Here is a 16,111-nt window from a genome sequence, read left to right on the forward strand (position 1 = left end):
AAAATAATAAAGCCACCAAGCCTGCAAAAAGATTTACAGGATTGATGGCTCGAATTAATTTAAATTTCCAATTTTATCTTCTTTATGAATATCTTCCGTTCCTGCTTCTAAAGCAGTTTTATAATAATCACATTTATGATTAATGATCTCCATTGTCTTGTTCAGTTCTGCCAACTGCGCTTCAACAGCAGCTTTTCGTTCTAAAAACATATCGAATCTTTGCTGCAGGGTGGAGTCTCCATCCTGACACCAATCAATGAAGCTTTTAATCTCTTTAATAGGCATTCCAGTCGATTTAAGACATTCAATAATTCTTAAAGCACCAATATCAGATTCTTTAAACAGTCTTGTTCCGTTAGGTGTCCGTTCAACAAAAGGCAAAAGCCCTTCCTTGTCATAGTAGCGTAATGTATAGGTTGTTAAGTTCAATTCCTTTGCCACTTCACTAATAGAATAAGTACTCATCTTTTCTCTCCTATTCTCCTAAAAGATAAATTTCGAGTTAACTCTAACATATGCAAAAATGGTATCACGGGTTTTGGTATATGTCAAAATTTCGAAAACTAACTTTAGATATAGTCATATTGTTAATTTATACAAAAAATAATTATAAATTAATCACTTGACTTAGAGTTAACTATAAGGGTTAACATTGCTTTTGCAAGAGAAGGAATGTTGAAAACTGAAGATTTTTCAATCGCATTAGCGTCTCTTGTTTGTAAAGTATCATTCTTGAAAAATTATTAAGTTTAACATTAGGAAGGTGAATATGGTGTTTGTAGCAAAGGAAACAGTTAGGCTCCATCGTGGACTTCAAGCAAGAAATACTACCATATTTGTTGCTAAGGCTCGTACATTTCGTAGTGATGTAATTCTAACTAAAGAAGGTAAGTCCTCTGATGGGAAAGAGATTATGAAGGTAATGGATTTAAATGTAAAAAGCGGAAATGATATTACCTTGCTAGTAAGTGGGACAGATGAACTGGCTGCCATTCATACATTAAAAGATTTTTTGTTAAATAAATAAATAAATAAATAAATAAATATAGCTGCTATTATTCCTTTGAAATAGCAGAAGAGAAGGAGAAAAATGAAATGTCAGATAACTATATTTTTGAGTTAAGCAGTTATGTTACAAGAAAGTCTGTTTTATACAAAAACAGGTTTGGAATTAACATCTCAGCAGATCTTTATATTCCAAAGAATTTTGATGAGACAAAAACATATGCAGGACTTATTATTGGTGCGCCATACGGTGGTGTTAAAGAGCAGGGTCCTGGAATTTATGCTCAAAATATGGCGGAACGAGGATTTATAGCACTCACATTTGATCCTTCCTACAACGGTTACAGCGGTGGAGAACCACGACATATTTCTTCACCTGATTTATTTGTAGAAGATTTTAGTGCAGCTGTTGATTATCTTGGTACTCGTACATTCATAGATAGAAATAAAATTGGCGTAATCGGAATTTGTGGAAGCGGTGGTTTTGGAATTAGTGCTGCGCAAGTGGACAGACGAATTAAGGCTGTTGCAACGGTAAGTATGTATGATATATCTCGTGTAGCAGCTAACGGCTGGAAGGATTCATTTACGGAAGACGAAAGAAACAATATCCTCGATTCAGTTGCAGAGCAACGTTACGTAGATTTCGAGGCAGCACAGCCAACGCTTGCTCAGCGTGGAGCACCAATTGGATTTGACGAAAATACAGACCCTATTGGTCGTGAGTTTGGTGAGTTCTATTCTACTCCTCGTGGTTATCACCCTAATTCGATTACTCAATTTACAATCACAAGCAGTATGTCATTTATGAATCTGCCTCTGCTGACACATATTAAATCGATTTCACCACGCCCGCTGTTATTTATCATTGGCGAACATGCACATTCACGATACTTTAGTGAAGATGCTTTTGAAATGGCTGCAGAACCAAAAGAACTATTTATTGTTCCAAATGCAGGACACGTTGATTTATATGATAAAACAGATGTAATTCCTTTTGATAAGTTAGAATCATTTTTTACTGAAAATCTATAATAGTCAAGAACCAACTAGAGAATGATCTCCAGTTGGTTCTTGTGTTAAACAGACTAAGTAATGAGTTAGATTTTGAAGTATAGCTGTTTTCTAAAAAATTATGCAACAAGCTTCAAGCCTACCGCAGAAAATAAAATAACACCGATGCATACTAATCTTTTCCAATCCTTTGGTTCACTAAATAAAAGCATACCTAATAGTGCTGATCCGATTGTGCCAATTCCAGTCCAAATAGCATAGGCCATCCCCATCGGAATTTCTGTCATGGCATATGATAATAATAGAAAACTCAATCCAAAACAAAATATCATGTAATAAAGTGCATTTTTCTGTTTTTCACCAAGTCTTTTGACATTTAAGACACCAACAACCTCAAAACCGCCTGCTGCTATTAATGCTAACCAAGTCATTTGTCAGCCTCCTTTTACTTCGACTTTTGCTGTTTCTTGTGAGCTACTTAATATTTTCAAGCCGACGACACCGCAGAGAAGTGTCGCAATAAAGATAATTTTGTACATATTAAAGGGTTCTCCGAACACGACCATTTCAGCTAAAACAGTACCTGCAGTACCAATCCCCGTAAAGACTGCATATAACGTGCCTACTGGTAAGCTCTTTGAAGCATATGTTAACAAACAAAAGCTAGTTGCAATTGCTGCGATGGTTATTATCCATTCAAAGTAATTATCTGCGTGTTTAAGACCAGATACCCAAAATATTTCTAAAATTCCTGCTATCAGGACGAATAGCCAATTTCGATTCATCATCATCACCCTTTAGTGAGTATTTACCTTACGAACATTCGTAAGGTTTAGCTTGCAATGACTGTCTTAATGTCATTGCTAACTGACCATAAAATATAATGTAAAGGCAGGTCACTTATCTATCTATCATTTGAAATTCCTCTCCAGTATATCTTCCAAGAGATGTTCAGCCTATTCTCCACATTATTTGCATAAATTAATTCCACAAGAATTCCATCAAGAAAATTCAAGAAGGATACAGTACCTTCTTCGGCAGTTACACGGATATTTGTTGCTTTTATAAACACGTCGAGCAAATGCTGTTCTAAATTTTTGTTATAAAAGTTAAATTGATCTATGACAAAATCACGCAAATGAAATGGTGGAATAAATGCCATCCGCAGCAAAAATTGAATATTCTTGTCTTCTTGATACAAATACCTTTCCTTATACTTTATTAACAGTTGAAATAAAACCTCTTCAAGTTCAGCCTGCTTACGTTCTTGAAAAAAGCCTTTCAAAAAGGAAATTTCTTCATCAACAACATCCTTCATCACTTGAAGAAAGATATCTTCCTTATGCTTGAAATGTGAATAAACAGATTGTTTTTTAATACCAATTTCAGAAACAATATCGTCTAAAGATGTTGCTTCATACCCTTTGTTAACAAATTGTGCTAAAGCACTTTTTTTAATTTCCATTGCTTTCATGATAAACCTCCCTGACGAACGTTCGTAAGTTAGTATATGTGAGAAATCCGAACATGTCAATCGTCTTTTGTACAATAGACAGCAAACTATATTTCCTCTTTATATTGTGAAAAGTTATTTCTGTTTATAACAACCTCATTTAAATCAGCTAAACCAGTGATAAATTTCTTGTAGAAGGTCCATGTAAATGGGAAGCAACCAGACGGGGGAAATATTAGTTAGATTAATTATGTTAATTTTGGAAATCTTTGTTATAATGATTTGAAATGGTTTTTAACATACAAGGAGTGTTTTAGTTGGATGAATGGTTAAGTCTGATTTTGGGACTATTTTTCAATGTGATATTAATAGTAGTTTTATTGAATATCAAAAAAATGAATATACAAAAGGTAAAGTTCGCAATTTTAAGTAGTATAGCAACTGTTATCGTTGCAATAATTCCTATTATTGGATATAGAGTTGATAATAACAATGTCTTTACTTTGGGATTTCCAGCTGATGCTTTTTATTACGAAGGTGATTGGATGTTTTCTATTGCATCATTTGGCTTGGTTTTTAACTTTTTCTTTTTTTATTGGATTTTTAAACTTATAAATAAAGCATGGAGATTTAGTATTTCTACTATTAAAAGAGTATGTTAGTTATATATTGATGTATTAAAGAAGGAGTTTTATGTTTATATTCATATTTCTAATTAGATATATTTCAGAACAGCCGCTTTTAAATGTGGGAACATTATTGGTTTCCATATGCGGTATAATATTATCTTGCAATGGATTAAATTATAATAAATCAGGCATTGTCCAATTAAGCCGCATTGTGCTTTGTTTTATGATTCCGATCGAAAACTTTCTTATGTATCTAAATAACTTTGTTGGAAATGCATCTGATGGATTTGAGTTTATCCCATTTAGTATTGGTGAGAAATTAAGAATAGCTTGTCAAATCCTGTTTATTTTTTTACCTGAAATTGCATGGATTGTTTCAAAGAATATAAATATACAACCTGCTAGGTGGCTGCCTTTTCTGTATCCATTTGGAATAATAGTTTTTCATAAATTTCTCCCTTTTTAAAGTAATTTCCTGCTGTGGTTGGCTAAACAAGTAGCCGATAATTTATAGAATCTATAAGCCTTTCACCAATCTAGAGCTCTGTTTGTGATTGAAAGGCTTTTTACTATGTGAATTTATTTACTACAAAAATTTGCTTTCCACATACTTAAGTTAGTTTGATAAATTGTCTAAAAATTTGTAAAATATTTGCGGGGTTTCAAGTGTTTTGATTCCAACATGGAGTTAAGGTTTTTATGTTCTTTTCAAACATTCTGGTCTGTTTATCCTATTGACAGTCAATTGACATAAACAAATCCATCGTGTAAGATGTTTTTTAATTAATATATCTTATGCGATGTATCGTAACCGATGTTAATGAGAGGAATGGACAAATGTTAGAAAGAGCTGATTATCTTCGCGAATCGATAGATTTTTTACAACGCTTTATCGCTAAAAGCATGCAGACAGAAGCTGAGGGATATGGATTAACAGTACCGCAAATTAGGGTTATTGCTGAAGTAGTGACAAATAAAATCACAAGTATTAAATTGTTAACGTATAATTTGAAAATGACACAAAGTACTGTTTCAGATATTGTTGATAGACTTGTAGGAAAAGGCATACTTGAGAAAAGTCCTAATCCTAAAGATAAGCGCTCGGTCGTTATTACATTGACGAAGGCTGCGGAAGAAGGCATAAACAAAAAAGATTACACGTACTTAAATAAAATGATAGATGGCGCTCTAGATCAATTAGAAGCAGAAGAGCAAGAGATTGTTATGAAGGGAATGCAGCTTCTCGTTGGAGCGGTAAAAGAAAAAATGACAGCAGAAGGTATAAACTACAACGAATCCTTCGATGTAATGCTTTTTCCCGAAAATGATAATAAACAATAAAAAGTATGGAGAAGCGTATAAACCCGATTAGACTATTGTTATGTTATTAAAGATACTTTTATTGATTATTTTTTGAGCAAACTTATTTAAGTAGTCGAGAAGCAAGCTAAATAGAATCACATTTGTACTCTGAAGGAATTGAATTCCATATATAATTTGATTTAGAAACGGAAACTAGATGTTTTCGTTTTTTTTTTAGAATTTAAAACCATTTATTTAAAATTGACAAGGTAAAATATATCGTATAAGATGCATATTATACGATATATCCTGTACGATGTAGTTTGCGATTTGTAACTATGCCTCTCCATAATTAGTGAGACGTGCACGGATAATTATATAATAAATAGTTTTTTACACTTAAATTATACGAACCTAAAGAAGCGGTTTTTGCAAAAAAGGAGGACATTCGATGTTAAAAATATTTAGCCATTTTCAAAGGAAGGATTGGCTATTAGTATTCTGTGCATTAGTATTTATTGTTTTACAAGTATGGCTTGATTTAAAGCTTCCTGATTATATGGCTGAAATTACCAAGCTTGTGCAAACGGAGGGAAGTGAGACTAGTGATGTTCTTACCCAAGGCGGATTTATGCTGTTGTGTGCGGTTGGAAGTATGGCAGCATCAATCATCACTGTCTATTTCGCTGCAAAGGTAGCGGCGAAATTCTCAAACCGTTTAAGAGGAAAGGTGTTTGATAAAACACTTTCGTTTTCGATGGAGGAACTCACTGGTTTTTCGACAGCCAGTTTAATTACTCGTTCTACTAATGATATTATGCAAGTTCAAATGCTTATTATTCTTGGTTTGCAGGTTGTTTTGAAAGCACCTATACTGGCAGTTTGGGCTGTTTTGAAAATTATGGGAAAAAGCTGGCAGTGGACAGCTGCAACAGGAGTCGCAGTATTTGTGCTGTTAGTATTAATTGCTATCATCGTTTTAGTAGCATTGCCTAAATTTAAAGTTATCCAAACATTAACAGATAATCTTAATATGGTTACAAGAGAGAATTTGACTGGAATTCGTGTCGTCCATGCCTACAATTCTACTAAGTTTCATCAGAATAAATTTGAAAAGGCAAACAGTGAGTTGACAGATACTAACCTATTTACAACGAGAACAATGGCCATCTTAATGCCGACTATTTCTCTGATTATGTCTGGAATCAGTCTTGCTATCTATTGGATTGGTGCTGGTTTAATAAATGCTGCACCTTTAACAGATAAGCTGACTATTTTCTCTGATATGGTCGTATTTTCATCTTATGCGATGCAAGTAATTATGGCCTTTATGATGGTTTCGATAACCTTTGTTTTGCTGCCCCGTGCAGCTGTTTCTGCAAAACGAATTAACGAGGTTCTTGATACAGAAGTAAGCATTAAGGATGGAAGTGCAACAGAAGGCATATCTGAAGCCGAAATCGAATTTCGAAATGTCAGTTTTAAATATCCTGGAGCAGCAGAATATGTTTTGCAAGATATCAATTTCAAAGCATCTAAGGGAGAAACGCTTGCCATCATTGGTTCAACTGGCAGTGGAAAAAGCACGTTAGTTAATCTAATCCCTCGTTTTATGGAAGCAACAGAAGGAGAGATTTTAGTGGATGGTCTTAATGTAAAAGATTATAAGCTAGAATCACTCAGAGACAAACTTGGTTACGTCTCCCAAAAAGCCGTTATGTTCAGTGGGTCCGTTTCTTCTAATATTGCTTTTGGGGAAGCTGACAAAAAGTCAGCAGAAGAAAACGATATTAAAAGAGCAGTAGAAATTGCTCAAGGAAAAGACTTTATTGAAAATATGGATCAGCAATACGAGTCCATTATATCTCAAGGAGGAACCAATCTTTCTGGTGGACAGAAGCAAAGATTATCCATTGCGCGTGCCATCTATAAATTGCCTGAAATTTATTTGTTTGATGACTCCTTTTCTGCCTTAGATTATAAAACAGACCGTGTTCTGCGCTCAAAATTAAAGCAAGAAATAAAAGATGCAACATCTATTATTGTTGCACAACGAATAGGTACAATTAAAGACGCTGATCGGATTCTAGTATTAGATGAAGGGAAAATAGTCGGAATAGGAACACATGCTGAATTAATGGAGACATGTGATGTTTACCAAGAAATTGCGTATTCACAATTGTCAAAGGAGGAGCTCGAAATTGGATGAAAAAGGTCATGCTAACCAAGAGCATATTAACAAAAAACCTGATGAAAATCTAAAAGATGCTAACATGAAAGCCGCTAAAAAAGGCATGAATGTTAAAAGCCTAAGAGAACTGGCTCTCTATTCCAAGGCGTTCTTTCCAGCAATTATTGTTGCCTTAATTCTTGCTATGGCTGCAGCAATCTTTAGTATTGTTGGCCCGAATCAGCTAAGCAAGATGACGGATCTTATCACAGAAGGATTAATGGGAAGCATTGATTTAGATGCTGTTTTTGATGTTGCCATTTTACTTGTTTTTTTGTACGGGTTAGGTTTTATCTTTAACTACATTCAAGGCTTTATTATGGCGACCGTTACCCAAAGAGTTTCTAAGCAATTACGGCAAGATATTTCCGTGAAAATAAACCGTCTGCCTTTAAAATACTTCGACTCTACTACTACAGGGGATGTTCTTAGCAGAGTAACTAATGATGTGGATATGGTCGGACAGACAATGAACCAAAGTATCAGTGGGTTAATCTCAGCAATCACTATGTTTGTGGGCTCATTAATTATGATGTTCTATACAAACTGGATTATGGCCATATCAGCAGTGCTTTCAACCTTTATTGGATTTGTATTAATGGTTTTTATCATCTCAAAATCACAGCGTTATTTTGCACAGCAGCAAGCAGAACTTGGAAAGCTGAATGGTCATATTGAGGAGACATATTCAGGGCATAATGTGGTGAAAGCCTATAATGGAGAGAAGCAGGCAAAACATGATTTCTCTTTAATCAATACAAGATTATATGATAGTGCATGGAAATCGCAATTTTTGTCAGGTCTCATGATGCCATTAATGATGTTTATTGGCAACTTCGGTTATGTAGTCGTCTGTATCGTTGGTGCTGCCCTTGTAGTAAATGGAACGATTTCGTTTGGTGTAATCGTTGCTTTTATGCTTTATATCCGCTTGTTTACACAACCACTTCAGCAGCTCGCCCAAGCAGCGACTAATCTGCAATCAACAGCAGCAGCTAGTGGAAGGGTCTTTGAATTTTTAAATGAAGCTGAGCTTGTTAAGGAAAGCGACAAGTTAGAGAAATTGGAAAATGTAAAAGGCGATGTGGAATTTAAGCATGTTCAATTTGGATATGACGAAAGCAAATTAATTATCAAGGATTTCTCTGTAAAGGTCGAAGCAGGACAAAAAGTAGCAATTGTTGGTCCAACAGGAGCAGGAAAAACAACCTTGATCAACCTGTTGATGCGTTTTTATGAATTAAATGGAGGCGAAATTACCATTGACGGTATTTCGACAAATCAAATGACAAGAGAATGTTTACATGATCTCTTCTGTATGGTGCTTCAAGATACCTGGGTTTTTGAAGGATCTATTCGTGACAATATCGTCTACGCAAGAACTGATGTATCAGAACAAGAGGTTGTGGCAGCCTGTAAAGCAGTTGGACTGGATCACTTCATTAATACGCTGCCAGATAAATACGATACGATCTTAAATGACAAATCAAGTTTATCCGCAGGACAAAGACAGCTGATAACAATCGCTCGGGCTATGGTGAAAATGGCACCATTACTTATTCTAGATGAAGCAACTAGTTCGGTTGATACACGCACAGAAGTCCTTATTCAGCAAGCGATGGATAAACTTACAGAAGGAAAAACATCCTTTGTTATCGCCCACAGGCTTTCTACCATAAAAAATGCAGACTTAATTTTAGTGATGAAAGATGGAGATATTATCGAAGCAGGCAACCATCAAGAATTAATCAGCAAGGATGGTTTCTACGCGGAACTTTATAATAGCCAGTTTGAAGAAGCTTCTTAAGCATGAATTTTGAAATTAATAAAGTATGGCTTTAAAATTAGTTCGTTTCATTACGCTTCACCCACTCGCTTACAGCGGGGAGGTTATGGAGCCTCCTCGTCTTCGCCTGCGGGGTTTCATCCTTTCCTCTATTTCCTTTAGTAGTCGAGTGGCTTCCGCTCCATTCCACTAAGATTTTTAATTATTGGTTATAAAACGTAAAACACAAAAAAACCAAACTATTAATCATAATGATAAAATAGTTTGGTTTTGAAATAGACTTAAATCCTTATGTCTCCGCTTTCTTTCACCCAATTTATTGTCAATTAGAATGGCTCTCTTTGTCACAATCTTCTCTTGTTAACGATGTTGGTCAACAAGAATTTGATTTCCGTCTGGATCTTCAATGAAAAAATGAGCTGGTCCTTCTTTTGTTTCAACGGCATCAGAAAGTATATTTATACCCTCAGACTTAAGTTGTTTATAAATTTCTCGGACGTCTGTAAACGATTCGAGATTTTCTGCGTTTTGATCCCAGCCTGGATTAAAGGTTAGAATATTCTTTTCAAACATTCCTTGGAATAAGCCAATAATGCTATTTTCATTTTTCATAATCAGCCAATTATTAGCTATGTCACCACCTAAAGCTTCAAATCCTAATTTTTCGTAGAAAGCTTTGGAAACATGGATGTCTTTTACGTTTAAGCTTACAGAAAAAGCACCTAATTTCATTTGTTTATCTCCCTTTTTTGTGAATTTTCGGAAAAACTTTATTTCATTTTACTATAAATGAGTAAGTGAATACTAGCATGGTTAAATAGTTTTCAGTAGAGCCTTACTTTTTGTGAATAGTTCCATAAAAATGAGCAATTCTGCTATATTTTGCCCTTTTCAGGGTAAAGTAAAAGGAATCATTCCAACTAAAAGGGGAGTTTCATTTGACTAATATTTATAATCTCTATAGCTCAGACGAAAACCATTTAGGCATAAGTAAGTCCTATCATATTCAATGTGACTTACCTCCGCATAAATTCCGGCAAATTTTGATGGAATTCCGTCAAAATAATACGGTAGGCAATGACATTCAGGCGTTTGTTGATTATTTAAAGGAAACATTTCCTGAGAGTTTCCACACCTTTGATTATGATGATGTTGTCCAGTTTGACGCAGATCAAGAGAATAGTGCAATTTTAACTAATTTGACTGATCAAATGAACAAGCCAGTTTAATCGACCGGTTGATTCTAGTAACATGAATTAACCCATCGTCTGCACAAAACACCAACCCGCGCTTAAGAAGTGGGTTGGTGTTTTTTGTTTGTGCAAAGCTGTATTCGTTTTTGTTTGCATTAGTGTATTTATTAACGCATAAAGTTAATAACGATACTTTGCTCTGTTTGTTATCTTTCCATATAGCCAAATTAAGAAGTGAGGATAATCTATGTTAGAAACAATTAAGAGAATTAAATGGAAAACAGCAGTGAATATGGGGATATTGTTCTACACATTAACAGTACTGCTGCATGTTCTTATTCTATGCGGTGTTATTCCATTCACGATTGTTAATGGCGGACACTCTCAGGACTTCGGAACTCAAGTGCCAATCTCTATAATGAATCTCACAATTAGTATAATTGGCGGAGTTTTTACGCTAGTTATTGGAAGGATTGTGACTAAACGTAAAAGGGGAATAACCATGGTCTGCTGGTTTTTTGTTGCACTATGGTCCTTCGGATTCGCTCAGCAGCTTGTTGGAACAACATTTGAAAGACTGTTTTGTTCGATAATTTTGCTTCTTGGAGTTATAGCAAACTTGCGTATGGCAGTGGGAAAATAGCAGTGAACAGGTGTCCTGTAACACTATTTGCTAATAAACGAAGGTAGCATTACACCGAGTCACATTATCGAACAGCAACAGATTTGCCAGGGAAGATACTTTACAAAAACTATTTTATTTTAAATAATAAATTTAACAGACAGTTTTTTAGAAAAGGTGATCGCAGTGTTATTACAAGAAAAAATGAAAACTTTAAAGTTTTCACCTAATGAAAGGATCGTTTTGGACTTTATTCTAGAAAAGCAAGAACTAATTGATGAATACTCGACAACAATGATTGCAGAAGAGACATATACTTCTCCATCCATTTTGGTAAGGATTTCAAAAAAACTAGGCTTTAATGGTTGGAATGAATGGAAAAAAGCCTTTCTTAAAGAAGTGAACTACTTAAAAACAAATTTCACAGATTTAGACGCAAATGCTCCTTTCACAGAACAAGACTCTATTATGAATATTTCCAGTAAAATTACACAAATACATATTGAAAGTGCTAAAGACACATTATCTCTTATTAACCAAAATTCCTTGCAAAAGGCAGTAAGATTATTAAGTAACAGTAGTGAAGTAAAGGTTTTTACGATATCTAATTTAACTTTTTTAGGGCAGGAATTCGTGTATAAATTGAGGCATATTGGTAAAAAAGCAGACACAAATCCGACAGAAAGCATGATGTATCAAGAAGCAGTCATGACATCAGCGATGGATTGTGCTGTCTGTATTTCTTATTCAGGTGAATCTGCATCGCTTTTGGAAACAGCTAATCACTTAAAAACAAATAAGGTTCCGATCATTGCTATTACAAGCATTGGAGAAAACAGCTTGTCCAGACTAGCAGATGTAACATTGCATATTACAACAAGAGAAAAATCGTATACAAAAATTGCTGGATTTGCCTCACTTGAATCGATTTCTCTTATTTTAGATATTCTATACTCCTGCTTATTTTCTGTTTCATATGATAAAAACTATGACTTTAAAGTGAAATTAGCTCAAAGAACGGAAACACGAGAAATTAATAATCAGATTATTAAAGAGGAAGAGCAATAAGATTAAGAGAAATTGAAAAGCTTTTTACGTTTTCTTGCTATTAACACAGAAAAAAATAGAAAACACTTCGAAGTTGATTGAAAGCCGTTTCATTTTTAGTTAATCTCTGTTAAATTCGATTTCAAGGGAGGAATGATTGATGAAGGTCGTTGTTATCGGTGGTTGTGGGCATATAGGATCTTATTTAGTTCCAAAGTTAGTGAAAGCAGGCTTTAATGTTTCTAATATAAGCAGAGGGAAAAGCAAGCCATATACGCTTGATTATGCATGGAATGAAGTTACTAATATTATTTTAGATAGAAATAATGATGAAGCATTTGCTGAAAAAATCGCAGCAATGGAAGCTGATATTGTCATCGATTTAATTAATTTCACTTTAGAAGATACGAAGAAAATGGTGGAGGCTCTTAAAAATACAAGATTGTCTCATTATTTATTTTGTTCCTCTATTTGGGCACATGGCCGGGCTGAAATGTTACCTGTAATAGAGGATTGTGTTAAAGAGCCGATTTGTGAGTATGGCAGCGAAAAGTACAAATGTGAACAATACTTGCAGGAGCAATTTCGTGTAAATGGCTTCCCTGCAACTACTATTATGCCAGGACAAATTTCTGGTCCAGGCTGGAATATCATTAGTCCGTTAGGAAATGTTAATCCTGACGTTTTTCAAACAATTGCTGACGGAAAAGAAATCTTTCTTCCTAATTTGGGGATGGAAACATTACATCATGTTCATGCAGACGATGTTGCACAAGTATTTATCAATGCTATTACGCATAGAAACCAAGCTTTAGGTGAAAGCTTCCATGCAGTTGCTGCAGATTCCATGACCTTATATGGATATGCAAAAGCAATGTATCGTTTCTTTAGCCAAGAACCGAAAATCAGTTTTCTTCCATGGGATAAGTGGTGTGAGTATGTCGAAAAGGAAGCTGATATTAGCTCTTCCTATTATCATCTTGCACGCAGTGGTCAATTTAGTGTCGAAAAGGGAAAAAGGCTTCTTGAATATCAACCACGTTATACTACATTAGAAACAGTTGAAGAAAGTGTTAAAAATTATTTGGAGAGAAATCTGGTTAATATATAGAGTGGTGAGCTAATTCAATAAAGTTCTGATTATTACTAAATGAAAATACAGATTATATTTTTTTAATGGCTGCCTTACATTAGGCAGCTTTTTTTGTACTTGTAGAGTGAGTGAGTTGGTTGGTTTCGAATACAGTTCAGGAGTAAAAGAAATCAAGTTTACTTCTGAAGAATTAATACATCTTAAGGCTGACAAAGATATATTTCTTAAGGTTGATTACTGTATTGGCGATGTAAAGTAATATGGACTAAGAGTTACATAGAAAATAATGTAAAAAGCGTTGGTCAAACCAAGAAAAGGGAGTGAGAAATTGAGTGTAAGAAGGAAAAGAAAGTTTATAGCTGTAATGAAAATCATTTTGTTAGTGATATTGTCGGCTCTCGTTATTTGGTTTGTATGCAGTAATTTACTAACTATTTACGAAAAGAAGAAATATCCGGCAATAGGAGAGCTAGTAGAAGTAGACGGAAAGAATATGCATGTCTATAAAAAGGGGGAAGGAAAAAACACAATTGTTTTATTAAGCGGGCTTGGAACGACCGCACCAGTTCTTGACTTCGAGCCGTTAGTTAATGAATTAGCAAAGAAAAATAATGTCGTTGTAGCAGAAGCCTTTGGATATGGTTGGAGCGATATAACCGAGAAAGAACGAACCGTTGAAAACATAATTGAGGAGCTGAGAGCAGCTTTACAGGCAGCTAATATCAGTGGTCCATATGTATTAATGCCCCACTCTATATCAGGAATTTATAGTATGTACTATGCCAATACATATCCAGAGGAAGTCAAAGCAATTATCGGAATAGATCCCACATTGCCTCAGGCGTTAAATTATTTCGATGAATCAGCTCCTTCCATGCCAAAGTATATGAGTTATTTAGCCCCAACAGGTGTGGCGAGGTTAGCTACATATATAACTCCAGACAGCTTACTGCCGATTGCTGAAGAAGACACATACTCTAATATAAACTTAAAAACTACAAAAGCTGTCACTGCCTGGAAAGGCTACAATAAGAATATAGTGAGTGAAGCAAACGAGATTAAAGATAACATCAACAAAACAAAAAAAATGACTTTTTCGGCTGATTTACCAGTTCTGATTTTCACTAAGGAGGAGGAATTGAATAATCAAGGTAAGTCAAATATCACCTTTTATGAAGACCAACTAACCAATGTAGATCATAAAAAAATAGTTAGCCTAGATGGACATCATTATTTACATTGGACTTATTTCAAGGAAATGAGTAAAACAGTTAACGATTTTTTAAAGATTCAATGACATGAATTTAATGATTATCTGACTCTGCGAAACTGTGATACAAATTAACAATAATAAGGGATATTATCCTCGTTCATTGGATACTATCCCTTAAGTTAGTAGCTTATTAATGCAATTATAAAGGCAGTTCCTCTGTATAATAGTCTAATACCATACAGCCTGCGCCTTGTGCGACAATATTGTATGCATCAGCTGATTTTACCATTGTAATATTGGCATTTGCATAGTGTGTCAGTCGGTTGCTTGCTGCTTTAGCAGCTGCTTCAAAGAAAAGCGGTTTCGGGACTAAAGTTCCCCCGAAGATAACAACTTCGGGACGTAACAGGAAAATGAGATTACTTAAGCCGACGCCAAAATAATAAGCAGCTTCTTCCACAACTTCTAAACAAAGTGGATCGTTTTGTTCTAGCGCGTTTAAAATATGGTGGAAGTTAATATCCTCCAGGTTACTTAGCTTTTCTTGCAGAAGAGAAGCTTTCCCACGTTTTAAGAGACGTAATACTTCATCACGGATGGCTGGCAAACTACTATAAGCTTGCAGACATCCATATGCTCCACATGAGCAACGGCGCCCATGAATATCAATGATGATATGCCCAAAAGCGTCCTCCATTTCAAACTTGTTCGTAACCAATCTGCCTTGAGAAATAGTTCCACAACGAATGCCGATATCACTTGATACAAAAACTAGATTTTCGGTATCCTGCCAGTAATTCAACCTATATTCCGCTAGTGCTGCTAAATCTGTTCCATTATCGAGGAAAACAGGGACATTATTCGTTTGTTTTAAACAGTCTACTAAATTTATATCCCATCCACCTGCAGGGAAGGAATGGGTAGAGGTAATCATTCCTTTTGCTGCATCAAAACGGTCAAGCACCCCAACGCCTATTCCTAATAATTTATCCTTTGGAATGTTATTTTTTATCAGCAATTGATCAACGCAGGCTGTTATATAGTTTAATGTAAATTCCCCCGTACATTCAGCAGTCATTTTTAGCTTTTCAACACTTACAATATTCAGTTTTATATCAAGTAGTAGTACTGTTGTGTAAAAACTGGTGATTTCGATACCAATTAAGTAATAAGCATCTGGCCTGATTACGTACATTAACGGTTTCCGACCGCCACTTGATTTCCCTTCGCCACTATCATAGATAAGCCCTTCATCCACAAGCTCCTCCAGTAAACGAGCACAAGTGACATGCTTAAAGCCTGTGAGCTCCGTTAATCTATTTATTTTAACTGGTCCCAATTTACGAACCAAGCTATATAAAAGCTTAAGGTTTCTTGCTTTTGGCGATGAAACTTCGGTAAATTTTTTTAGCATGTGTTTCCCCCATAATTGGCCTATAAGGCTATCGCTTATGTCCATTTTATCTAAAATTAACATAAAGCAAAAGGTCATATGTAAAATACTTTTTTTATAAAATAATAAAA

At 35.0% G+C, this 16,111-nt stretch carries 18 protein-coding genes; 12 read left to right on the forward strand and 6 right to left on the reverse strand.

The annotated features are described in order from the left end of the window. Window positions 1-54: 54 nt before the first annotated feature. Window positions 55-465, reverse strand: a complete 411-nt coding sequence (locus CEQ21_RS01340; protein ID WP_185762907.1) for a MerR family transcriptional regulator — start codon at window positions 463-465, stop codon at window positions 55-57. A 304-nt stretch (window positions 466-769) separates the two neighbouring features. Here CEQ21_RS01340 and CEQ21_RS01345 point away from each other — a divergent pair, with 304 nt between their 5' ends. Further along, entirely contained in the window at window positions 770-1,027 is a 258-nt protein-coding gene (locus CEQ21_RS01345; RefSeq protein ID WP_185762908.1) for an HPr family phosphocarrier protein, read from the forward strand. A gap of 68 nt (window positions 1,028-1,095) precedes the next feature. Next, entirely contained in the window at window positions 1,096-2,040 is a 945-nt protein-coding gene (locus CEQ21_RS01350; RefSeq protein ID WP_185762909.1) for an alpha/beta hydrolase, read from the forward strand. A 98-nt stretch (window positions 2,041-2,138) separates the two neighbouring features. Here CEQ21_RS01350 and CEQ21_RS01355 read toward each other — a convergent pair whose 3' ends face one another. The 3 genes from CEQ21_RS01355 to CEQ21_RS01365 form a co-directional block, all read right to left on the reverse strand. Next, window positions 2,139-2,450 carry a DMT family transporter gene (locus CEQ21_RS01355; protein ID WP_127739528.1) on the reverse strand — a complete coding sequence of 104 codons (312 nt, stop codon included), beginning with the start codon at window positions 2,448-2,450 and terminating at the stop codon, window positions 2,139-2,141. Between the two features lie 3 nt (window positions 2,451-2,453). After that, a complete protein-coding gene (locus tag CEQ21_RS01360; protein WP_185762910.1) occupies window positions 2,454-2,804 on the reverse strand; it encodes a DMT family transporter in 351 nt (116 codons plus the stop codon). Window positions 2,805-2,923: 119 nt separating this feature from the next. Beyond that, window positions 2,924-3,493 carry a TetR/AcrR family transcriptional regulator gene (locus CEQ21_RS01365; RefSeq protein WP_185762911.1) on the reverse strand — a complete coding sequence of 190 codons (570 nt, stop codon included), beginning with the start codon at window positions 3,491-3,493 and terminating at the stop codon, window positions 2,924-2,926. Window positions 3,494-3,789: 296 nt separating this feature from the next. Between CEQ21_RS01365 and CEQ21_RS01370 the strand changes: the two genes are divergently transcribed. The 5 genes from CEQ21_RS01370 (at window position 3,790) to CEQ21_RS01390 (ending at window position 9,440) form a co-directional block, all read left to right on the forward strand. Next, window positions 3,790-4,134, forward strand: a complete 345-nt coding sequence (locus tag CEQ21_RS01370; protein WP_185762912.1) for a hypothetical protein — start codon at window positions 3,790-3,792, stop codon at window positions 4,132-4,134. A 31-nt stretch (window positions 4,135-4,165) separates the two neighbouring features. After that, a complete protein-coding gene (locus tag CEQ21_RS01375) occupies window positions 4,166-4,567 on the forward strand; it encodes a hypothetical protein (protein ID WP_185762913.1) in 402 nt (133 codons plus the stop codon). 371 nt (window positions 4,568-4,938) lie between these two features. Beyond that, window positions 4,939-5,442: a MarR family winged helix-turn-helix transcriptional regulator gene (locus CEQ21_RS01380; RefSeq protein WP_185762914.1), complete on the forward strand. Its 504-nt coding sequence runs from the start codon at window positions 4,939-4,941 to the stop codon at window positions 5,440-5,442. A gap of 412 nt (window positions 5,443-5,854) precedes the next feature. Further along, a complete protein-coding gene (locus tag CEQ21_RS01385; protein ID WP_185762915.1) occupies window positions 5,855-7,612 on the forward strand; it encodes an ABC transporter ATP-binding protein in 1,758 nt (585 codons plus the stop codon). After that, window positions 7,605-9,440 carry an ABC transporter ATP-binding protein gene (locus CEQ21_RS01390; protein WP_419181563.1) on the forward strand — a complete coding sequence of 612 codons (1,836 nt, stop codon included), beginning with the start codon at window positions 7,605-7,607 and terminating at the stop codon, window positions 9,438-9,440. Before CEQ21_RS01385 ends, CEQ21_RS01390 begins: the two co-directional genes overlap by 8 nt. A gap of 339 nt (window positions 9,441-9,779) precedes the next feature. Here CEQ21_RS01390 and CEQ21_RS01395 read toward each other — a convergent pair whose 3' ends face one another. Then, window positions 9,780-10,151: a VOC family protein gene (locus CEQ21_RS01395; protein WP_185762916.1), complete on the reverse strand. Its 372-nt coding sequence runs from the start codon at window positions 10,149-10,151 to the stop codon at window positions 9,780-9,782. 206 nt (window positions 10,152-10,357) lie between these two features. Here CEQ21_RS01395 and CEQ21_RS01400 point away from each other — a divergent pair, with 206 nt between their 5' ends. The 5 genes from CEQ21_RS01400 (at window position 10,358) to CEQ21_RS01420 (ending at window position 14,671) form a co-directional block, all read left to right on the forward strand. Then, complete coding sequence (locus CEQ21_RS01400; RefSeq protein ID WP_185762917.1) at window positions 10,358-10,648, forward strand: hypothetical protein; 291 nt, start codon at window positions 10,358-10,360, stop codon at window positions 10,646-10,648. Between the two features lie 211 nt (window positions 10,649-10,859). Next, window positions 10,860-11,255 (forward strand): hypothetical protein, encoded by a 396-nt coding sequence (locus CEQ21_RS01405; RefSeq protein ID WP_185762918.1) that lies wholly within the window; start codon window positions 10,860-10,862, stop codon window positions 11,253-11,255. A gap of 165 nt (window positions 11,256-11,420) precedes the next feature. Next, complete coding sequence (locus CEQ21_RS01410) at window positions 11,421-12,302, forward strand: MurR/RpiR family transcriptional regulator (RefSeq protein ID WP_213087323.1); 882 nt, start codon at window positions 11,421-11,423, stop codon at window positions 12,300-12,302. 139 nt (window positions 12,303-12,441) lie between these two features. After that, window positions 12,442-13,392, forward strand: coding sequence for an NAD-dependent epimerase/dehydratase family protein (locus CEQ21_RS01415; RefSeq protein ID WP_185762919.1), 951 nt, complete (start codon window positions 12,442-12,444; stop codon window positions 13,390-13,392). A 310-nt stretch (window positions 13,393-13,702) separates the two neighbouring features. Further along, window positions 13,703-14,671 carry an alpha/beta fold hydrolase gene (locus CEQ21_RS01420; protein ID WP_235907136.1) on the forward strand — a complete coding sequence of 323 codons (969 nt, stop codon included), beginning with the start codon at window positions 13,703-13,705 and terminating at the stop codon, window positions 14,669-14,671. A gap of 115 nt (window positions 14,672-14,786) precedes the next feature. Here CEQ21_RS01420 and CEQ21_RS01425 read toward each other — a convergent pair whose 3' ends face one another. After that, the gene (locus CEQ21_RS01425) at window positions 14,787-16,001 is read right to left on the reverse strand and encodes an ROK family protein (RefSeq protein WP_185762920.1); all 1,215 of its coding nucleotides are present in this window, start codon (window positions 15,999-16,001) and stop codon (window positions 14,787-14,789) included. Window positions 16,002-16,111: the final 110 nt, after the last annotated feature.

The organism is Niallia circulans, assembly GCF_007273535.1.
Classification (GTDB): Bacteria; Bacillota; Bacilli; order Bacillales; family Cytobacillaceae; genus Niallia; species Niallia circulans_B.